Below are 20,567 nucleotides of genomic sequence, written 5' to 3' on the forward strand. Positions count from 1 at the left end.
TTTTGGGCAGCTTAATCCGCCTTCCGTTCCCAATCTTTTTTCCAAGGCTTTTCCCGATGCAAAAAGGATTTCCACTCAAGTCGGGCTGCTGTGATTCAATGTTGCTTACACGATTTGAAATTATCTATCATATAGTTTCTCATACAACTCAATAAAACGCTCCTTTACAACTTTCCTTTTCAACTTGAGAGTAGGCGTTAATAATCCATTATCTTCGGTCCAAATTTCGGGCGTTAATTCAATTTTTTTGACTTGTTCCCATTTACCAAGATGAGCGTTTATCTTTTCAATTTCTTTTTGGATTTCATCTTTTAATTCCTTTGATTTGGCAATTTCTTGAGGCGTTGTTCCGATGCTGATCTTATTTTTTGAAGCCCAGCTTTTTGCAAATTCAAAATCTGGTTGAACTAGAGCTGTCGGCATTTTTTCACCATCGCCAACAACCATAATTTGTTCAATAAATTGTGAAGCTTTTGCCAGATTTTCAATTACTTGTGGCGCAACATATTTCCCTCCGGAAGTTTTGAACATTTCTTTTTTTCTGTCGGTAATGAAAAGGAAATTGTCCTCGTCCAGCATTCCGATATCACCAGTTTTGAAATAGCCGTCATCCGTAAAAGCCTCTTTGGTTTTTTCTTCGTCTTTGTAATAACCTTGCGTTACGGTCGGACCTTTCACTGTGATTTCACCATCTTCCTGGATTTTTACATCAATATTTTTAATAGGTCTTCCTACCGAACCGATCTTTGTAAAACCAAAGCTGTTAACAGCAATCACAGGTGAAGTTTCTGTCAATCCATAACCCTCGAGAATCGGAATTCCGGCGGCGTGAAACATCGTATTCAATCGTTTTGATAAAGCTGCTGAACCGGAAACCAAAGTAATAAGATTCCCGCCCAAACCTTCTCTCCATTTGCTGAAAACAATTTTATCGGCAATCCAATGAGAAAACGATTTCGAAGTTCCCATTTTATAATTTTCAGCCACTTTCAAAGACCAAAGAAATATTTTGGATTTGATTCCGCCTGATTCTGTTCCTCTTTTGTTAATCGCATCGAAGACTTTTTCTACCATTCTTGGGACAACCGTCATATACTGAGGTTTCACTTCCTTTAGATTTTCACTCAGTTTATCGTTACTTTCCGCAAAATAGATAGAAATTCCGTTGGTTGTGAAAAGGTAAAGAATCATTCTCTCATAAACGTGACAAAGCGGAAGGAAACTTAGAGCCCTGTTTTTAGAATCTTTGTGAGGTACTCTGTCTTCGCAGCCAAGAACATCAGAAACTATATTTTTGTGGGTCAGCATCACGCCTTTTGGTCTGCCAGTTGTTCCGGAAGTATAAATAATAGAAGCCAATTCATCCTCGGAAATTGAGTTTTTAAGGTCTTCGACTTCATTCTGATTATTATTTTCTTTTCCGAGATCAAATAATTCTTTCCAGTTTTTGGCACCGGGAACGTCATCAAACGTGAAAATCTCTTTCAGATCTGGTAATTGGCTTTTTATAGAATTGATTTTTTCAAATAGCTTTTCATCAGAAACGATACAAACTTTGGAATCAGAATTTTCTAAATTGTAAACACAATCCTCACTTGAAATGGAAGGATAAATCGGAACTGTAATCAATCCAATTTGTAAAGCTGCCTGATCAAAAAAACACCATTCCACACGATTTGTAGATGTAATAAGTGCAATTTTATCACCCTTTTTCAATCCATATTTTAAAAGAGCTCGTGAAAGCTGATTGCTAATATCGATATATTGATCTGTTGAAACTTTTTCCCATTTCCCGTTTCTCTTGTCACAGACAAAATCATCTTTTTCAAAATTGGCTTTCGAATAATAAGGAATATCGAAAATTCTTTTTACTTCCATTAATAATTTTTTTGAACTATCGTCTAAAGCAAATATAAATAAATAAGAAGCTACCGACCGTTAATAATTCCATAAAAAAAGCTATCCTAAGGATAGCTTTCATTTATTCGTACATTCTGTCGTACAGATCTTGGAATTCTGCCTTGATTGCTTTTCTTTTCAGTTTAAGCGTAGGGGTCAGAAGTCCGTCATCAATAGTCCAGACTTTAGGTGTCAATTCAATTTTTTTGATTTGTTCCCACTTTCCTAAGTGCTGGTTCATATTTTCAATTTCCTTTTCAATTCTTGATTTTACTGCAGGGTTCGCAGCAATCTCTTTATGAGAATCAGATATTTTCACATTATGAAGTTCCGCCCAGTGTTTGGCAAAAGCAAAATCCGGTTGAACCAGTGCACATGGCATTTTTTCGCCATCACCTACAACCATAATCTGCTCTATGAATTTTGAAGCTTTGGCAAGATTTTCAATTACTTGAGGTGCTATAAATTTTCCACCTGAAGTTTTGAACATTTCTTTTTTCCGGTCTGTAATGAAAAGGAAATTATCTTCGTCCAGAATCCCAATATCTCCGGTTTTGAAATAACCATCGCTTGTGAAAGCTTCTTTAGTTTTTTCTTCATCCTGATAATATCCTTCAAACACTGAAGGTCCTTTTACTACTATTTCGCCGTCAGATTCTATTCTTACCTTTATATTTTCAAGTGGGATTCCAACAGATCCGGCTTTTACCTTACCAAAACTGTTCACGGAAATTACTGGCGAAGTTTCTGTCAAACCATAACCTTCCAAGATTGGAATTCCAGCTGCATGAACATGACGTTCAGTCGTTTTGACAAAGCGGCAGATCCGGAAACCAGTGTAATCAAATTTCCTCCCAAACCTTCTCTCCATTTTTTGAAAACTAATTTATCAGCAATGGTGTGCATAAAAGTTTTAGGTTTTCCAATTTCATATTTCTCAGCAATCCCTAATGACCAAAGAAAAATTTTGGATTTAAGTCCGCCGGCAGCAGTGCCTTTATTGTAAATAGAGTCGTAAACTTTTTCTACCAGTCTTGGTACAACAGTCATATATTGAGGTTTCACTTCTTTTACATTTTCTCCGATTTTCTCGATGCTTTCAGCAAAATATAAAGAAATCCCGTTACTTAAATAAAGATAGAATATCATCCGTTCGAAAACGTGACAGATTGGTAGAAAACTTAATCCTCTTAATTCTTTATAGTCCAGTCCTTTATCCTTTGGGATTCTTGGTGTGCTCGCAAGAACATTTGCCACAAGATTGTTATGGGTCAAAGGGACTCCTTTTGGTTTTCCCGTAGTTCCGGAAGTGTATATGATAGTTGCGATATCTTCAGGATTAATGGCTTTTGAAAGGTCATCTACTTCATCTTGTGTCAGATCATTTTCGCCAAGATCGAGTATCTCATTCCAGTTTGGAGCACCATCAATATCGTCAAATGTAAAAACACCGACTAATGAAGGAATCTGGGATTTTGCATTGGACAATTTTTTATAAAGATCTTTATCAGAAACAAAACAGTATTTAATCTCAGAATTATTGAAGATGTAAATATAATCTTCCTCAGAAATAGTTGGATAAACAGGAACAGTCACAACACCAATCTGTGAAATGCCCAAATCCATAACGGCCCATTCTGTTCTGTTATTGGAAGTTACAAGTCCGATTTTATCGCCAGGTTTGATACCCAATTTCAAAAGTCCGCGAGAGATTTTATTCCCTTGATTGACAAATTCCATTGTGGAAGTTTTGACCCATTTTCCATTTTTTTTGGTAACAAGACAATCTTCTTTGGGGAATTTTTCCAAGGCCAGCGCAGAAAAATCAAATATTCTTTTAACGTTCATAAAATATGTTTGTTAATATATTATTAAAATTTAGTTTACATTATCGTAAATATAATTTTTTTTTCTCAAACAACAAAATGCTTCATTTTCCTTTGATTTTTTGTCAAAAAGTTTATATTTACGAATGAAAAATATAATAGAAAATATATGAATTTCAATCTTACAGAAGAGCAGCAAATGATTCAGCAGGCTGCAAGAGATTTTGCTGTTGCAGAGCTTTTAGAAGGTGTCATCGAAAGAGATAATGAACAAAAATTTCCTTACGATGCCGTGAAAAAAATGGGAGAGATGGGGTTTTTGGGAATGATGGTAGATCCTAAATACGGTGGTGCCGGTTTGGATAGTATTTCTTACGTTTTGGCGATGGAAGAAATTGCTAAAATTGATGCATCTGCGGCCGTTGTAATGTCGGTAAACAATTCTTTGGTTTGTGCAGGAATAGAAAAATTTGCCAGCGAGGAACAAAAAATGAAATACCTGAAACCACTTGCAAGTGGTGAAGTAATCGGTGCTTTTGCATTGTCTGAGCCGGAAGCTGGTTCCGACGCAACTTCTCAGGCAACAACTGCAGAAGACAAAGGCGACTATTATTTATTAAACGGAACCAAAAACTGGATCACAAATGGCGGAAATGCAACTTATTATGTTGTAATTGCCCAGACTCATCCGGAGAAAAAACATAAAGGAATCAACGCATTCATCGTAGAAAGAAATTGGGAAGGTTTCCAGGTTGGAAAAAAAGAAGATAAATTAGGAATCAGAGGAAGTGATACACACTCTTTGATGTTTACCGATGTGAAAGTGCCTAAAGAAAACAGAATTGGCGAGGACGGTTTTGGGTTTGCATTTGCGATGGCTGTTCTTAATGGCGGCAGAATCGGGATTGCTTCCCAAGCTTTAGGAATTGCTGCTGGTGCCTACGAATTGTCTCTGAAATATGCCAAAGAAAGAAAATCTTTCGGGACAGAGATCATCAATCATCAGGCAATTGCTTTCAAATTAGCAGATATGCATACCAGTATTATGGCGGCAAGAATGCTGATCTATAAAGCGGCTGCTGAAAAAGATGAAGGAAAAGACATCTCGGAAAGTGGTGCAATGGCAAAATTGTATGCGTCTCAGGTGGCGATGGATACTACGATTGAAGCTGTTCAAATTCACGGTGGTTATGGTTATGTAAAAGAATATCACGTGGAAAGAATGATGCGTGATGCAAAAATTACGCAGATCTATGAGGGAACTTCCGAGATTCAAAAGATTGTGATTTCCAGATCGATATCTAAAAAATAACTAACTTTGATCAACTAAAATAAATCACATGAAATATCTTTGGATGACCTTAGCCGTAATTTTTCTATTTCTGGGCGTTTTCGTCTGGTGGAAATATTACTTTGTATTCGGAGAAGGCGTGAAATCCGGATATCTCAATTATGCTGTGAACAAAGGAAATGTCTTCAAAACCTATGAAGGCAAGCTGATCCAGGAAGGTTTCGGGGCAGCAAAACCAGGCGCACCGATCGGAAGTAATCAGTTTGAATTTTCTATAGAAAACGAGGCGGTTTTCAAGCAATTGGAAATGAACAGTGGAAAATACTTTGATCTTCATTACAAAGAGTATCATGGGACTTTGCCTTGGCGCGGAAACACAGTTTACGTTGTGGACAAAGTTCTTAATATGAAATAAATAAAAAACCTTTCCAAAAAAGAAAGGTTTTTTTTATCAATTATATTTTAAAATAATATGAATCTGTAAATTTGCTCCGGCTTATTAATAGAAAATGTCAGAACTAAAAAAAATCAGGGAAGAGAAGAATCTAACTCAGGAAGAATTAGCTGGGAAGTCGGGTCTTTCTGTTAGAACCATTCAGCGCATCGAAGCCGGGATAAAACCAAAAGGTTATACATTGAAAACCTTAGCTTCAATTCTGGACGTTTCTGAAAAAGATCTATTAACTCCAAATATTTCTGAAGAAGAAATAATAATTGAAGAACAAGTTTTAAAAATAGAAGAAAAAGAGACTATTAATTATAGTTTAATCAAAATCATCAACCTTTCTTCACTTCCTTTTGCATGGTTTCCGATTGCGAATTTTTTTCCACCTTTATTGATAATGTTTTTCACGAAAGAAAAATCGCCAATCGTAAAACAGATCATTTCACTTCAAATATTTTTAGCGATCATCTCGCCCATTATTTTTCTGATTGTAGCGTTCTTAAAAATGGGTTCAGCGTCTGTTATGGCAACAATGGTTTTCTTAACACTTGCAAATGTTTTCATTATTTTGAGGAACACTTACGAAATTGATAAAAAAGGAAAGCTCCGTTACAGGTTGAATTTCAATGTTATATGATTCTGTCAGGCAATTGTCGGGTTTTTGTCGGGCATTTTTTTTGAATTCAATTTAATTAAATCCGAATCTTTGTCAAAAATAATTCAATGACAAAAAAACTCTGCATCAGTATTCTTATTCTCTTCCTTTTCATCGGAAACCTGCAAGCTCAGATTGATAAAAATTCACCATTATTTTTAGAATTAAAGAAACAGGATAGTCTTTTCTTTGACCGTGGTTTTAACAATTGTGATATCGCATATCTGGAAAAAACAATGGATGACAATCTGAAATTCTATCATGATTTCGGTGGTTTTCAGGACAAAAAATTGTTTATGGAAAGAACTAAAAAAAACATCTGCGGCAATCCCAATCAAAAACCGATTCGTAAAGTGATTGAAAGCAGCTTGGAAGTTTTTCCTTTGTACGATAACGGAAATTTGTACGGCGCAATTCAAACCGGAGAACATCAATTTTTTACTCGGGAAAAAAATAAAGAAGATGTTTTGGGAGGACAGGCAAAATTCACTTCAGTCTGGACAAAAAAAAACGGAAATTGGATCATGAGCGATGTTCTAAGCTACGATCACGGCGATCCGAACAAAACAAAAATCACGGACGATTTAGAAAAATTATTAAAAAACAATAATATTCCAACTTTAGGATTAGGCGTCATCGAAGATGGGAAATTGACACAGATAAAAGTTTATGGAACATTAGATGGTAAAAAAATTGCGCCTTATAATAGTCTTTTCAATGTGGCTTCTTTAACCAAACCTGTAACTGCAATGACAGTTTTACGTTTGGTAAGCCTGGGAAAATGGAATCTTGATGAGCCGCTTTACAAATATTTCACAGATCCTGATATTGCAAATGATCCTAGAAACAAAAAATTAACGACAAGGTTAATTTTGAGCCATCAGACAGGTTTTCCGAATTGGAGATGGATGAATAAAGATCAAAAACTCAATTTTGAATTTGATCCCGGAACCAAATATCAATATTCCGGCGAAGGTTTTGAGTATTTGCGAAAAGCTATTGAGAAAAAATTCCATAAAAGTCTGGAAGAATTAGCTAAAGAAAATATTTTCCAGACAGTTGGAATGAACGACACCAGTTATATCTGGAATGAGAAAAAAGATGCGGACAGAATTGTCATAGGTTATGACAAAAATGGAAAAGCTTATGACATTGTAAAAAATAAAACCGTGAATGCAGCAGACGATTTAGTTACTTCTGTGGAAGATTACAGTAAATTTTTAATAGCTGTAATGAACAATGATTTACTTTCTCCAGAAATTTTTAAAGCAATGAAAACCAATCAGGTTGATACCAAAAAGAATAAATATTTTGGACTCGGTTTTGAAATTTACGACCTAGGAAATAACGAAATAGCCTTATCTCACGGCGGTTCTGATAAAGGTGTGAACACAATCGCCTTCATTTTACCAAAAACCAAACAAGGTCTTGTGATTTTTACCAATGTCGATGATGGCTATAAAGTTTATGAATCTATTATGAATCTATATTTTGGAGAAATAGGAAAGAAGATTGTGGATATTGAAACGAAGTAGTTTAATAGACGTTATTTGTTATTTTATTGCATATTTAACAAATTATGCAGATTTTTTCAATCTGCTAAATTGCCAAATCTGCGAGACTAATTATCCAAATTAAATAATCTCAAATGAAAATAATTACAGTTATAAATTTTAATTGTAATTATTTTTGTTACAATTAGAAATTATTTATAAATTTGCATCATTATGAGCAACACAAGATTTGCAACTGCAATACATATTATGACACTTCTTGCCAAAGATCCGCAGGAATGGCTGACGTCTGACTGGCTCGCTGGAAGTATCAATATCAATCCTGTGATTATCCGTAAAGAATTGGGAAATCTGAAAAATTCGGGTCTTGTAGAAAGCAGACAAGGAAAAGATGGAGGTGTAAGAATCGGTAAAAAAGCTGAAGATATCAATGTTGCAGAGATATATGAAGCGATAAAAAACTCCTATGTTCTCGGTAAAAAGAACCAAAATCCAAATCCGCTTTGCAGCGTAGGGAAAGACATTAATAAAAATCTTAACCTTTTATTTGCTGAAACAGATGATTTAGTCTATCAATTTTTGAAGAACAAAAAGTTATCAGATTTTACCGGTCAATTCGATTAAAAAAAATTTAATACAAAATGTAACAAATTATATTACAATTAATTTAAAAATTTAATTATGAGCAAAAAAGTAGCAGTTATCGGAGCAACAGGCTTCGTAGGAAAACAAGTTGTAAACGAATTATCAAACAGAGGTTATGAAGTGAATGCCATCGCAAGAGACAGTTCAAAAGTAGAGGCAAAGGACAATGTGAACGCCATCAGCGCAGATGTAAATAATGTAGAAGAATTTTCAAAAGTCTTGGAAGGAAATGATGCTGTAATCAATACTTTCAATCCGGGATGGACGAACCCAAATCTTTACGATGACTTCTTAAACGGTTCGAAAAATATCGAAAGTGCAGTCGAGAAATCTGGTGTTAAGAGATTCATCACCGTTGGTGGAGCGGGAAGTTTGTTCATCGATGGCAATCAGTTGGTAGACGGTCCGGATTTTCCTGCTGATATCAAACCAGGTGCAACTGCGGCGAGAGATTATTTGAATGAAATCAAGAAAAACGAAACTTTGGATTGGACATTTTTCTCGCCGGCGATTGAGATGCATCCGGGAACGGCTGGTGTGAGAAAAGGAACTTACAGAACAGCTTTGGAAAATCCGGTTTTTGATGCGGACGGAAGAAGTATTTTGTCAGTAGAAGATGTTGCCGTTGCTTTGGTAGACGAGCTCGAGCAGAATAATTTCGTAAAAAAACGTTTTACCGCAGCTTATTAATCCAAACCACAAAAGACAAAAAAGTTTTTAATTGCTTTAAGTTCTTCAAAAGCTTACAAAAATCAAATAAAAAACCCTTTCAGTTCAAACTGAAAGGGTTTTCCATTTTAAAGACTTTTTAAATTTATCATCTATCAGTCTATTATCTCAAAGTCTAAATCCTAATTTCTCATAAACCAAATATCCAAAAGCATCCAGACTCACATCAGAACCTTTAATGAATTCACTCTTAGATTTTGTAAATACATTTTTGAAACTTCCCACTGAGTTGTCATCTTCTAATTTAAAATTGACAGGATCTTTGGTTGTATTGATTAAGACTAAAACTTCACGTTCACCATTTTTTCTAAGGTAAGCAAGGATTTTGTCATTTGCGTTTGTGTTTACCCAGAATGTAGTTACTGCCGGATCACCGCCTCTTAAAGCTGGATTTTCAGATTTCAGATCAAATAATGTTTTGTAGAAGTTTTCCAATTCATATTTTCCAGTCCAGGGGATTGGATCCTTTTCGAAGAACTCGAGACGTTTGGTTTTCATTGGTAATTCCTGACCGTTGTAGAGCAGAGGAACGCCATTCCACGTAGCTGAAAAAACAGCCAAAGCCGGCGCAAAGTCTCCGTATTTTTCATATTCTGTTCCGTTCCAGGAATTTTCATCGTGATTGCTGGTGAACCAGGCTCTCATTGAGTTATCCCCGATTTTTGAATATTGTTCCAGAAGATTTTTAAGGTCAGAAAGCGGCAAATGTTTCTGGTAGAAATCCTGGGAAAGATGCATCCATTTCCAGCTGTAACTCGCATCGAAAACTTTCCCGTATTCCGGCGCTTCCAACTCATCAAATTCTCCTAAAAAGAAAAGCGGTTTCAATTTTTCTACTTCGGGTCTTGCCTGCTGCCAGAAGTCAACTTCTACCCAGCTTGCAAGATCACATCGGAATCCATCAATGTTGGTTTCTTTTACCCAATACTTCATTGCGTCTATCATTGCAAGTCGCATTTCTTTATTAGAATAATCGAGTTCGATGATATCGTCCATTCCACTGGCTTTGTGGAAACTGCCGTCGGCATCTTTCAGGTAATATTCCGGATGGGTTTTTGTCCAGACGTGATCCCAGCCGGTGTGGTTGGCTACCCAGTCGATGATGACTTTGAATCCCATTTTGTGCGCTTCATCCACCAGATGTTTGAAGTTTTCTAACGTTCCGAACTCCGGATTGATGGTTGTATAGTCATAAGCAGCGTACTGACTTCCCAAACTTCCTTTCTTGTTGAGCTGTGCAATTGGCGTGATTGGCATAAACCAAAGTGTTTTCACACCCATTTTTTTCAGTCTCGGAAGTTCCTTTTCGAAAGCGGCAAACGTGCCTTCCGGGGTGTATTGTCTTACGTTGACTTCATATATATTCGTGGTTCGTTTCCAGTCTTGCGGGTTTTCCATAGCTGTTTTTTCGGTGGTTTTCTGGGTTTTACAGGATAATAATAAGGCGGCGATTGCCGGAATAAGAATCAGCTTTTTCATTATAAATAATTTTCTCTTGATCTTGTGAATTCTTGTTGTCTATTCTGTAAATGTAATAAAAATAAGGAGGTCTAAAAAATATGGATTTGTTAATGTTTTATAAATATTAGTAATCCACTTTGTCTGAATCTGTTTTTGTGTCTGTAAATATTCTCCTGTTGATTTTAAATCGTCCCTTGTTGATTTTAAATCGTCCCTTGTTGAGTTTGAATCGTGCCTTGTTGCTTTTGAATTGTGTCTTGTTGAGTTTGAATCGTGCCTTGTTGCTTTTGAATTGTGTCTTATTGAGTTTGAATCGTGTCTTGTTGCTTTTGAATCGCGTCTTGTTGAGTTTGAATCGTGCCTTGTTGCTTTTGAATTGTGTCTTATTGAGTTTGAATCGTGTCTTGTTGATTTTAAATCGTGTCTTGTTGAGTTTGAATCGTGTCTTGTTGCACAAAAAAAGTCCTGCCAAATGGCAGGACTCCTTCTTAAGTTTAATTTTGTTTTTTTTTTCTATGGTTTAGATATAAGTTTACCAGTCTGTTGTTTGCCGTTTTTGGCTTTCAGTTGGTAGTAATATGTTCCTGCAGGAAGTTTCATTTGTAAAGTATTTGTTTTATCAGATAAAACTTTATTTACAACTCTTGAACCAGCTGCATTGAATATTGTAAGATTTGATCCCAGATCTGCATCAACTAAATTTACATTAAGAACTGATGTGAAGGGATTTGGATAAAAATTAGCCTGATTGTTGACAGTAGAAGAACCTACTGCTAAGGTTGCCGGATTACATCCTGCCGTCATTGTGGCATTGATGCTTGCAGTTGCAACCGCTCCTGTTGTACTAAGAACACGACCTTCGATCTCTACACCTGTATTCAGATTGATGGCGCCGTTATTTCCGATTACAGTTCCTTTGAAACTTGCATAATCATTAAGGCTGATAGCACCGTCCACTTTCCAGAATACATTTTTTGCCTGAGCGCTGTTTTGCAATTCTACAGAAGCAAAAGTGCTTGTAGATAATGCGCCTACAATTTTTATTACGAAAACTGCATCTGCATTTCCCTGAGCGTTTAATATCACTTTTCCGTTTAGAACTGTTGCTGCATTTAACAGATAAGTGTGTGGCGTAAGCACAAGATCCTGTCCGAATGCTGCCGGATAAAGCAACTCGATATCAGTTGGCAAAGTGTTTAGATAAGTGTAAACTGTTCCAAGATCCAATGCACAGATTGCTGTTGCCTGATCGGGATTTGAGTGGATCTTTCCGGTTACTTTAAGTGGGTCAAAACCAGTTGTAAGTCCAACATTGGAGCCTATATCACCCACGACTGTGGAAACTCCGGAGTTAGTAACTGTACCACTTCCCGTAAAAATCGTAAAACAAGCTACAGATTTCAGTACCGGTGCTGCAGGACCAGTCAAAACTGGAGATCCGCATCCGATCGGTTTTGTCACGGTAACGCCAGAAACAGTAACTGCACCAGTAGTTGAAAGCGCACGACCTTCAATTATAACACCACTGTTGAGAACTATTGCTGCATTGTTTGCGATAACGGTTCCTTTCATCTGTGTGTTTGTGCCAAGATCTACAAGGCCTTCTATTTTCCAGAAGACGTTACATGCAACTGCTCCGTTTGTAAGGATAACTTTAGAACCAGAAGTAGAAGAGAAAGCACCCTGAATTTTGAAAATAAATACAGCGTTTGGGTTTCCCTGGCCGTCAAGCGTTAACGTATTGTCAAGAGAAGCGCTTTGTCCGATAGAATAAGTTCCCGCCGTGAGTATCTGTCCATTTCCCAAAAGTGGAGCCGGGAAAAAATTGGGTATGGCAGCATTAAGCTGATTATACGCTATGGTCAATGAAGCAGCTGCACTTGCAGTAGCGCCATTGGAGTCGTTCATCACACCATCTACGTTTCCGAAATTGGTGCTGGAACCAACGTTTGTACCAACATCTCCCGTAATGTGGGATAATCCGGTGTTGCTGACAGCGCCGTTTGCTGTGTACAATGCAAAATTGGAAGTTGTTCCCAAAACCGGCGCTTGGGCCATTGCTTTAGTAGCAAAAAAGACCGAGGTAGACATAACTACCATGTGTAAAAGTTTTTTCATAAAAACAAATAATTAATATGAAATTTAATTATTTCATATTAATTATACTATGTTATAATCGTGCCAATATATTTTTATTTTTATTTTATTGATATTAAATATTCAATATTTATTAAAATAATTAAAATAAAAATGTATATTTTTTAAGAATAATTTAAAATTTAATTAAGTTAAAAATTTTTATTTATGATAATATTTTAATGAATTATTATAATTTTAAAATAGGGATAATGTCTTCTGGTATCTTTACTGATGATATTCGCACAATTTTTGTTAGTCTGAGATTCTAAAAAATAAATTAATGAAAAAGCTGATTTTAATTTCTGGTATGTTTCTATTGTTGTCCTGCGAAAAGAAAAATATGAAAAAGATTTCTGAAGATTTTGTTTCGGAAGATAGCGTAAGCTTAAAATCAAAGTCAGATCCGGTATTATTTAAGAAGGATTTCAGCTCAGTCGATGCGATAAGACGCCAATATAATCTTGTCAATTCTCTATTGGTTACAAAAAAACTGGATTCTGTAACTTTTGAATATGAATGCAACGAGACGTCAGGAAATGTGACTTACTATATACAGAATGGTATTTTAAAATTAATTAAACACTTCGAGGCGGACAGTCATTTTTCTTCTGCAGTAAATTATTTTGTGAATGACGGCAAACCTTATTTCATTTTTACAGATGAAACGGTCTGGAGTTTTGATGGCGGAACACCCGAAAAGCCGGAAACAAAAGATGAGGTGACTGAACAGCGTTTTTACATTATAGACAATGAATCTGTCAAGTGTCTTGAGAAAAAATATACTTTAAAATCAAATTCTTCCAGTAATCCGAAACCCGAAAATATTCCGAATAAAGAAATGAAGAGCTGTTCTATTGCTGATTTGCAGAAGACTTTTGATTTGCTGATGAAAAATAAAGACAGGAAAGGAAAAATTGGATGTCTATAAAATATTAAGCAAAAAAAAGCCCGAATTGCTCGGGCTTTTAAATATTTAAATAGATTCTTAATCTTCATCATCTTCTTCGAAAACGTCGTTATAACCGTCTTCTTCCTCATCGTCATTAAAATCATCATCCTCATCCTCAAAACTTGTAGCTTTGAACTCTGATTCGAAGTCTCCAAAATCATCATCCATAAAAGGTAATGCAGAATTTTTGTTTTTTCCGTTGACAGATGATCCTGTTTTGCTAGGCGCTTTCAACGGGACATTACCAAATCTGTAAACGGTGATTGGATAATTAACTGCCGGTTTTTCATCAATGATCTCTAAAAGTTCACAATAGAAATCCCAAAGATCTATAAACCCGTACTGGAATCTCATTTTTTCCCCAACCGCAGGGAAACCTTCCGGGAGATAGATGTCAGACATTATCTCGCCATCGCCGTCATCACTTAAGTCTTCCAGAGGAATCGGGCGGCCTTCGTTCCATTCGTCATCAGAAAAATAAAAAGAAGACAACTCTTCACCTGGTAAACTGAACGCGCTTTTGATGCCCAGATGCAGATTCCAAAGTGTCTGTTTTTCTTTCACCTCGATGTCTCTGAAGATGGTATCCTTTGCGTCTAGAATTACTCTTATCTTATAAACCATTCTTGTTTTACTTTATCTTTATTAGCTTGATTAATGTTGCAAATATAAAACAAATGAAATTCCATAAAAATTTCTTGTAAATTTTTTTTAAAAAAATATTTTTATAAATTCAGCGATTTGAGCGTCCGGAATTAATCGATGAAAGTTGCTCTGTTTTTCTTGATCTTTTCAATGGAAGCTTTGCCTAATTTGAATTTGAATTTGGTCCCGGAAAGATAAACGCTTTCTACAGTTATCGTCTGTTTATGGGCTTCCATAATGTGTTTTACGATAGCAAGTCCAAGTCCGGATCCGCCTTCTTTTCGATTTCTGCTGGATTCTACACGATAAAAACGCTCGAAGATCCTTGGCAGATTTTCCGGTTTTATTCCCATTCCGTTATCTTCTACAGAGATATGAATACTTTTTGTACCTTCTCTCGTAGAAACTATGATCTGCGCTTCCTCGCGGTTAGCATATTTTACAGCATTGGAAATTAAATTAATCAGAACCTGCGAGATCTTCTGCTTATCCGCAAACACAAATAATTGTGATTGGGTCGTCTGCAGCTGCATCGTCATGGATTGTCTTTCTGCTTCCATTTCCAGAAGATCAAATATTTCCTGGATCAAATGATTAATGTCAAAAGTGCTGTATTTCAGATTGATCTGTCCGGATTCGAAACGGTTGATCATATCCAGATCTTTAACGATATTCAGTAATCTCTCAACAGAACTATCGATTCTTTGAAGATATTTATCTCTGATGTTAAGATCTTCTACACCGCCGTCACGCAGGGTTTCTATATAACCCTGGATAGAAAACAGTGGCGTTTTCAGTTCATGAGAAACGTTTCCGATGTATTCTTTCCGGTAATCTTCCATTTCTTTCATCAGATCAATTTCGGCATTCTTCTGGTTCATCTCGTGCATCTTTTCGCCGAGTTCTTTGAAGCCAAGATCCGTATCATAATCGTGGATGATGTCTTCCGGAAGGATATTCGTGATTCTCCTGATTTGATTTTTACTGTAAAAACTAAACAAGAATTCTAAAACAAAATAATTGAGTATAAATAAAAACCACAGCGTGAATACCAAAAAATAATTGAAATCCTGTGTTTTGAAATAAACATCGTCTGTATAAAATTCAAACATCAAAACCACAGCTCCAACTACAGTCACCAATAAAAATGATGCTGCAGCAGATATCCAATTTATTTTTACAGAATTTCTCAATCTTATTTCCAAAAAAAAGATTTTCTTTTTAGAAAATCTTAAATTACTACTAATTTATAACCTATTCCTTTGAGTGTCTGGATCGTATTGATCCCCAGCTTCTCTCTCAATCTGCGGATGTGAACATCAATGGTTCTTTCACCAACAATCACATCGTTGCCCCAAACTCTTTCCAAGATCTCTTCTCTTTTGAACACTTTCTCCGTATTGGAGGCCAAAAGATAAAGCAAATCAAATTCTTTTTTAGGAAGCAAAAACTCTTCTTTGGCTTTCGTTACTTTGAAATTATCTTTGTCAATGATCAAATCACCGATCTCGATATAATTCGAATTTTCATTAGAATTAGCACCCAATTGCAAGAGCGCAGCTACTTTTGAGATCAGCACTTTTGGTTTTATCAATTTGACGATATAATCATTTGCGCCAGCCTGATAACCTGCAAGCTGAGAAAACTCCTCGCTTCTTGCGGACAAAAACACGATTAATGTTTTTTGTAACTCTTTGATCTTGCGAAGATCCTGACAAGTTTCGATGCCGTCTTTTTCGGGCATCATAACGTCTAACAAGATAAGATCCGGCAAAATCTCTTTTGCTTTCTCAATACCTTCGTTTCCGTTTCCGGCTGTGAAAACCTGATAGCCTTCTTTTTCCAAATTGTAAGAGATGATTTCCAGAATGTCCTGTTCATCATCAATTAAAAGGATTTTTTTACGATTCATTTCGATTTATTAATATGTCAAAATTAAAAAAAATTGAACTCTATATGACCAAATGTTTAAAGTTCACACAAATTTAACATTTAAAAGCTAATAAAGCACCTTTACCGAAGCTTTTTTTGTATTGTAAGACATCAGAATTTATAAAACATATTCGTTTTATTTTTTGAGGAAATTAAGTTAAATTTGCACCTCACGTTTGAGATTATGGAAGAAGAAGAAAAAAAATCACTCAATTTTATAGAACAGATCATAGAAGAAGATCTGGAAAACGGCCTGGACTCATCTAAGCTGCGTTTCAGATTTCCGCCGGAACCAAACGGTTATCTTCACATCGGTCATACAAAAGCAATCTGCATCAACTTCGGTTTGGGTCAGAAATACAATGCGCCTGTCAACCTTCGTTTTGATGATACCAATCCGGCAAAAGAAGAACAGGAATTTGTAGATTCTATAAAAGCTGACATCGATTGGCTGGGTTTCAAATATGACCAGGAATTATATACTTCCGATTATTTTGACCAGCTTTATAAATGGGCTCTAGAACTCATCAAACAGGGAAAAGCCTATGTAGATGAGCAATCTTCAGAAGATATTACCGCTCAGAGAAAAAATCCTTTTGAGCCGGGAGTTGATTCGCCTTTCCGCAATCGTCCAATTGAAGAAAGTCTTGAACTTTTTGAGAAAATGAAAAACGGAGAATTCGAAGAAGGAGCGATGAGTCTGCGTGCAAAAATCGATATGGCTTCCCCGAATATGAATATGCGTGATCCTGTGATGTACAGAATCCTCAAAAAACCGCACCACAGAACGGGAGAAAAATGGAAAATCTATCCAATGTACGATTGGGCACACGGAGAATCTGATTATATCGAGCAAATCTCACATTCTTTATGTTCATTAGAATTTGAGAATCACCGTCCGCTTTACGAATGGTACCTGGATCAGGTTTATGATAATGAGAGTGTTGCACCAAAGCAGAGAGAATTTGCAAGGATGAATGTTTCTTATATGGTGACTTCCAAAAGGAAACTTCAAAGGCTGGTTCAGGAAAATATCACGACAGGTTGGGATGATCCAAGAATGCCTACGATTTCCGGATTGAAAAGAAAAGGTTATACACCAACCTCAATCAAAAATTTCATTGAAAAAGTGGGCGTTGCAAAACGTGAAAATCTGATTGATATTCAGTTGCTTGAATTCTGTGTGAGAGAAGATCTTAACAAGACTGCAACCAGAGTAATGGCTGTTGTAAATCCAGTAAAACTGATTATCGAAAATTATCCTGAAGATAAAGAAGAATGGCTGGAAACTGAAAACAATCCTGAAGATGAAAATGCGGGTACAAGACAAGTTCCTTTTTCAAGAGAAATTTACATCGAAAGAGAAGATTTTAAAGAAGAAGCAGACAAAAAATTCTTCCGACTGAAATTAGACGGAGAAGTACGTTTGAAAGCCGGATATATCATCAAAGCAGAACGTGTTGATAAAGATGCGAACGGGCAGATCACAACGATCTATGCAACTTATGATGAAGATTCAAAGTCAGGAAGTGGAACCGAGGCAAGTCTTAGAAAAGTAAAAGGGACGCTTCATTGGGTTTCTGCAAAACACGCGTTACCAATTGAAATCAGAACTTATGAGAGATTGTTCACAACAGAACAGCCGGATGCGGAAAAAGAAGTTGATTTTATACAATTCGTTAATCCTCAATCATTGCAAGTGACACACGGATTTGCTGAGCCAAGCTTGAAAGATGCTACTTTGGAAGATCATTTCCAGTTCCAGAGAATCGGTTATTACATCAAAGACAGAGATTCTTCTGATGAGACTTTGGTATTCAACAGAACTGTGACTTTGAAAGATGGTTACAAACCTTAAAATTGTAAAAAGTAGAATGTAAAATGTACAATGTGTATTTTGATTCTTAAACAAATATTAAATTGAAAATCAGGTAATTGCCTGATTTTTTTTGTTTTGATGTAACAGAGTTGTTCTTTGATTTGTCTAATTTCAAGAATAACCTTTACTATGAAAACGAAATTTTGCATTCTCGGATTGATCCTTTTTTTTGTTCAGATCTCTGCTCAGAAAACAATCGCATCTGACAGTATTTCCAGAAAAAAATTACAGGCCGTTAAAAAGAATCAAACCTTAAAGATTGATGGGATTTTGGATGATGAAATTTGGAAAAATGTTCCCATTGCAACCAATTTTGTAGAAAGACAACCCAACAACGGAAAACCACAGCCAGATAGCTTGAAAACGGAAGTCAGGTTTCTTTATGATGACACCGGATTATATATTGCCGCACAAATGTACGATCCGGAGCCTTCCAAAATTTTAAAGGAATTAACAGAACGGGATAATATTGCGAATGATGACATATTTGGGGTTATCATCAACGGATATAATGATCATCAGCAAAGTATGGAATTTGTTGTTACGGCTGCCGGTGTACAGTTTGATGCCAAACTGACTGATAATGAAGATGTTTCCTGGAATGGCGTTTGGTACAGCGCAGTTAAGATTAATGAAAAAGGCTGGGCTGTAGAGATGAAGATACCTTTTTTTGAACTCCGGTTTCCCAAAAAAGATATGCAGGAATTTGGACTAAATATGATTAGACGGATCAAAAGAACCAACACGATGTATGATTGGAACCTTGTCAATAATCAAAAAGGAAATTATACTTTATACGATGGTACTCTCAACGGGATCGAAAATGTGAAAACACCCACCAGACTTTCCTTCACCCCATATTTTTCAACCTATGTCAATAGTTTTGACGGCAAAACTGAGATGAATGTCAACGGTGGAATGGACTTGAAGTACGGAATTAATGACGCTTTCACATTCGATATGACTTTGGTTCCGGATTTTGGACAGGCCAATTTTGACAATTCGATTTTAAATTTAACACCTTTTGAACAACAATTCTCCGAACAACGTTCATTTTTTATGGAAGGAACAGAGCTTTTCAGCAAAGGCGATATGTTCTATTCCAGAAGAGTAGGAGGCGAGCCATCACTTTATCCAACGATTGGCGAGAATGAAACCGTGACGGAATATCCAGCGAAAGTCAAATTATTCAATGCCTTTAAAATTTCGGGCCGAACGAAAAAGGGCTTAGGGATTGGGATTTTCAATGGTGTAACTCAGAAAATGGAAGCTACCATTCGGAATAATGAAACAGGAGAAACCAGAAAAGAAACTGTAGAACCCTGGACCAATTATAATGTTTTGGTTTTTGACCAAAGGTTTAATGGAAATTCGTCCGTTACTTTTGTTAATACAAGTACAATGAGAATTGGCGATTTTCGTGATGCCAATGCAACAGGATTATTGTGGAATATTGCCAATAAAAAGAACACCTACAACTATTTTGGGAATTTCAAAGGAAGCTGGGTGAAAGATGGTGATACGAAGTTTGGGAACAGAGGAAACCTCGGAATTGGAAAATATTCCGGGAAAAATCGTTTTGAAGTTATTGGAAATTATGTCAATAAAAACTGGGATATCAATGATTTGGGTTTTTCTACAAAGACCAATTATGCATCCTATTCAACATGGTATGGCTACAGGATTCTGCAGCCTACGAAGAATTTTAACAATATCTATCTGAATTTCAATATGAATTATGACCATCGTCTGGAACCATTTCTATACAGCACTTTGAGATTCAATCATAACAACCAGTTTACAACGAAAAATTTCCAGAATTTCGGAGGTGGAATAGAATTTACACCGCTTGGAGAGAATGATATCTACGAACCAAGAACGTTCGGACGACATTTGAAAGTTCCGGGCTATTTTGACAGCTGGATCTGGTTTGAAAGTGACAGTCGAAAAAAGCTTCAGTATAACATCAATATTGATTATTATGCTTATGATGAAAAGGGGAGAAATCGCGTGATTCCATCATTATATCTGCGTTACAGAGCGTCTGATAAACTTAATTTGGTTTGGCAGTTCAATCCTGTTTTCAGCAATAACGAAGTTGGTTTTGCCGGAAAAGACGGCGATCAGATTTATATGGGAAGACGTCAGCGGAATACCTATGAAAATGCGGTTACAGGACAATATACTTTTAATAATAAAATGGCTTTGTCATTGGCTTTCCGACACTATTTTTCCGATGTTACTTACAAACAATTTTATTTGCTGAACAATGACGGAAGTCTGAACGAAAACACAACTTATAACCCGAATCTCGCAGGAACCTACAACTCCTGGAATGTTGATCTGCGATATTCCTGGTGGTTTGCGCCGGGTAGTCAGCTGACTTTGCTTTACAGAAATGCAACCAGCAATTATCTGGATGTTTCCAGACTGAGATTCAAAAATAATTTTGATGCACTTTTCAACGAACCGATGATCAATAATGTTTCTCTCAGAATTACCTATTTCTTAGATTATAACAGGATTAAGAATTGGTTTTAAGAAGATCATAAAATCAA

Annotated in this window: 15 protein-coding genes and 1 pseudogene; 9 read left to right on the forward strand and 7 right to left on the reverse strand. The window is 36.2% G+C overall.

Annotation, left to right across the window (positions count from 1 at the left end):
- Positions 1-120 precede the first annotated feature (120 nt).
- Positions 121-1,878: an AMP-dependent synthetase/ligase gene (locus tag ACFJGY_RS08425; protein WP_379970003.1), complete on the reverse strand. Its 1,758-nt coding sequence runs from the start codon at positions 1,876-1,878 to the stop codon at positions 121-123.
- Between the two features lie 103 nt (positions 1,879-1,981).
- Positions 1,982-3,747, reverse strand: a pseudogene (locus tag ACFJGY_RS08430) (AMP-dependent synthetase/ligase).
- Positions 3,748-3,894: 147 nt separating this feature from the next.
- Here ACFJGY_RS08430 and ACFJGY_RS08435 point away from each other — a divergent pair.
- The 6 genes from ACFJGY_RS08435 (at position 3,895) to ACFJGY_RS08460 (ending at position 8,965) form a co-directional block, all read left to right on the forward strand.
- Entirely contained in the window at positions 3,895-5,037 is a 1,143-nt protein-coding gene (locus ACFJGY_RS08435) for an acyl-CoA dehydrogenase family protein (RefSeq protein ID WP_379970005.1), read from the forward strand.
- Positions 5,038-5,080: 43 nt separating this feature from the next.
- Positions 5,081-5,431: a hypothetical protein gene (locus ACFJGY_RS08440; protein ID WP_379970007.1), complete on the forward strand. Its 351-nt coding sequence runs from the start codon at positions 5,081-5,083 to the stop codon at positions 5,429-5,431.
- A 94-nt stretch (positions 5,432-5,525) separates the two neighbouring features.
- A complete protein-coding gene (locus tag ACFJGY_RS08445) occupies positions 5,526-6,098 on the forward strand; it encodes a helix-turn-helix domain-containing protein (RefSeq protein WP_379970009.1) in 573 nt (190 codons plus the stop codon).
- Positions 6,099-6,184: 86 nt separating this feature from the next.
- Positions 6,185-7,651, forward strand: a complete 1,467-nt coding sequence (locus ACFJGY_RS08450) for a serine hydrolase (RefSeq protein ID WP_379970011.1) — start codon at positions 6,185-6,187, stop codon at positions 7,649-7,651.
- Between the two features lie 192 nt (positions 7,652-7,843).
- The gene (locus ACFJGY_RS08455; protein WP_379970013.1) at positions 7,844-8,254 is read left to right on the forward strand and encodes an Rrf2 family transcriptional regulator; all 411 of its coding nucleotides are present in this window, start codon (positions 7,844-7,846) and stop codon (positions 8,252-8,254) included.
- Positions 8,255-8,311: 57 nt separating this feature from the next.
- Positions 8,312-8,965 carry an NAD(P)-dependent oxidoreductase gene (locus ACFJGY_RS08460; RefSeq protein WP_379970015.1) on the forward strand — a complete coding sequence of 218 codons (654 nt, stop codon included), beginning with the start codon at positions 8,312-8,314 and terminating at the stop codon, positions 8,963-8,965.
- Positions 8,966-9,112: 147 nt separating this feature from the next.
- Here the strand turns inward: ACFJGY_RS08460 and ACFJGY_RS08465 are convergent, their stop codons facing one another.
- Together ACFJGY_RS08465 and ACFJGY_RS08470 are read right to left on the reverse strand one after the other, a co-directional pair.
- Complete coding sequence (locus ACFJGY_RS08465; RefSeq protein ID WP_379970017.1) at positions 9,113-10,483, reverse strand: alpha-amylase family glycosyl hydrolase; 1,371 nt, start codon at positions 10,481-10,483, stop codon at positions 9,113-9,115.
- A gap of 495 nt (positions 10,484-10,978) precedes the next feature.
- Positions 10,979-12,583 carry an ice-binding family protein gene (locus tag ACFJGY_RS08470; protein WP_379970019.1) on the reverse strand — a complete coding sequence of 535 codons (1,605 nt, stop codon included), beginning with the start codon at positions 12,581-12,583 and terminating at the stop codon, positions 10,979-10,981.
- A 301-nt stretch (positions 12,584-12,884) separates the two neighbouring features.
- Here ACFJGY_RS08470 and ACFJGY_RS08475 point away from each other — a divergent pair, with 301 nt between their 5' ends.
- Positions 12,885-13,532: a hypothetical protein gene (locus tag ACFJGY_RS08475; RefSeq protein WP_379970021.1), complete on the forward strand. Its 648-nt coding sequence runs from the start codon at positions 12,885-12,887 to the stop codon at positions 13,530-13,532.
- A 57-nt stretch (positions 13,533-13,589) separates the two neighbouring features.
- Here ACFJGY_RS08475 and ACFJGY_RS08480 read toward each other — a convergent pair whose 3' ends face one another.
- The 3 genes from ACFJGY_RS08480 to ACFJGY_RS08490 all read right to left on the reverse strand — a co-directional run bounded on the left by ACFJGY_RS08480 (position 13,590) and on the right by ACFJGY_RS08490 (position 16,110).
- Positions 13,590-14,177 carry a hypothetical protein gene (locus ACFJGY_RS08480; RefSeq protein WP_379970023.1) on the reverse strand — a complete coding sequence of 196 codons (588 nt, stop codon included), beginning with the start codon at positions 14,175-14,177 and terminating at the stop codon, positions 13,590-13,592.
- Positions 14,178-14,308: 131 nt separating this feature from the next.
- Positions 14,309-15,403 carry a sensor histidine kinase gene (locus ACFJGY_RS08485; protein WP_379970025.1) on the reverse strand — a complete coding sequence of 365 codons (1,095 nt, stop codon included), beginning with the start codon at positions 15,401-15,403 and terminating at the stop codon, positions 14,309-14,311.
- Positions 15,404-15,429: 26 nt separating this feature from the next.
- A complete protein-coding gene (locus ACFJGY_RS08490) occupies positions 15,430-16,110 on the reverse strand; it encodes a response regulator transcription factor (RefSeq protein ID WP_379970027.1) in 681 nt (226 codons plus the stop codon).
- Positions 16,111-16,314: 204 nt separating this feature from the next.
- Between ACFJGY_RS08490 and ACFJGY_RS08495 the strand changes: the two genes are divergently transcribed.
- On the forward strand, positions 16,315-17,988 hold the full coding sequence (locus ACFJGY_RS08495; RefSeq protein WP_379970029.1) for a glutamine--tRNA ligase/YqeY domain fusion protein: 1,674 nt from the start codon (positions 16,315-16,317) through the stop codon (positions 17,986-17,988).
- Between the two features lie 150 nt (positions 17,989-18,138).
- Positions 18,139-20,550 (forward strand): DUF5916 domain-containing protein, encoded by a 2,412-nt coding sequence (locus ACFJGY_RS08500; protein WP_379970031.1) that lies wholly within the window; start codon positions 18,139-18,141, stop codon positions 20,548-20,550.
- The last annotated feature ends 17 nt before the right edge of the window (positions 20,551-20,567 follow it).

The sequence above is a fragment of the Epilithonimonas sp. UC225_85 genome (genome assembly GCF_042695135.1).
Classification (GTDB): Bacteria; Bacteroidota; Bacteroidia; order Flavobacteriales; family Weeksellaceae; genus Epilithonimonas.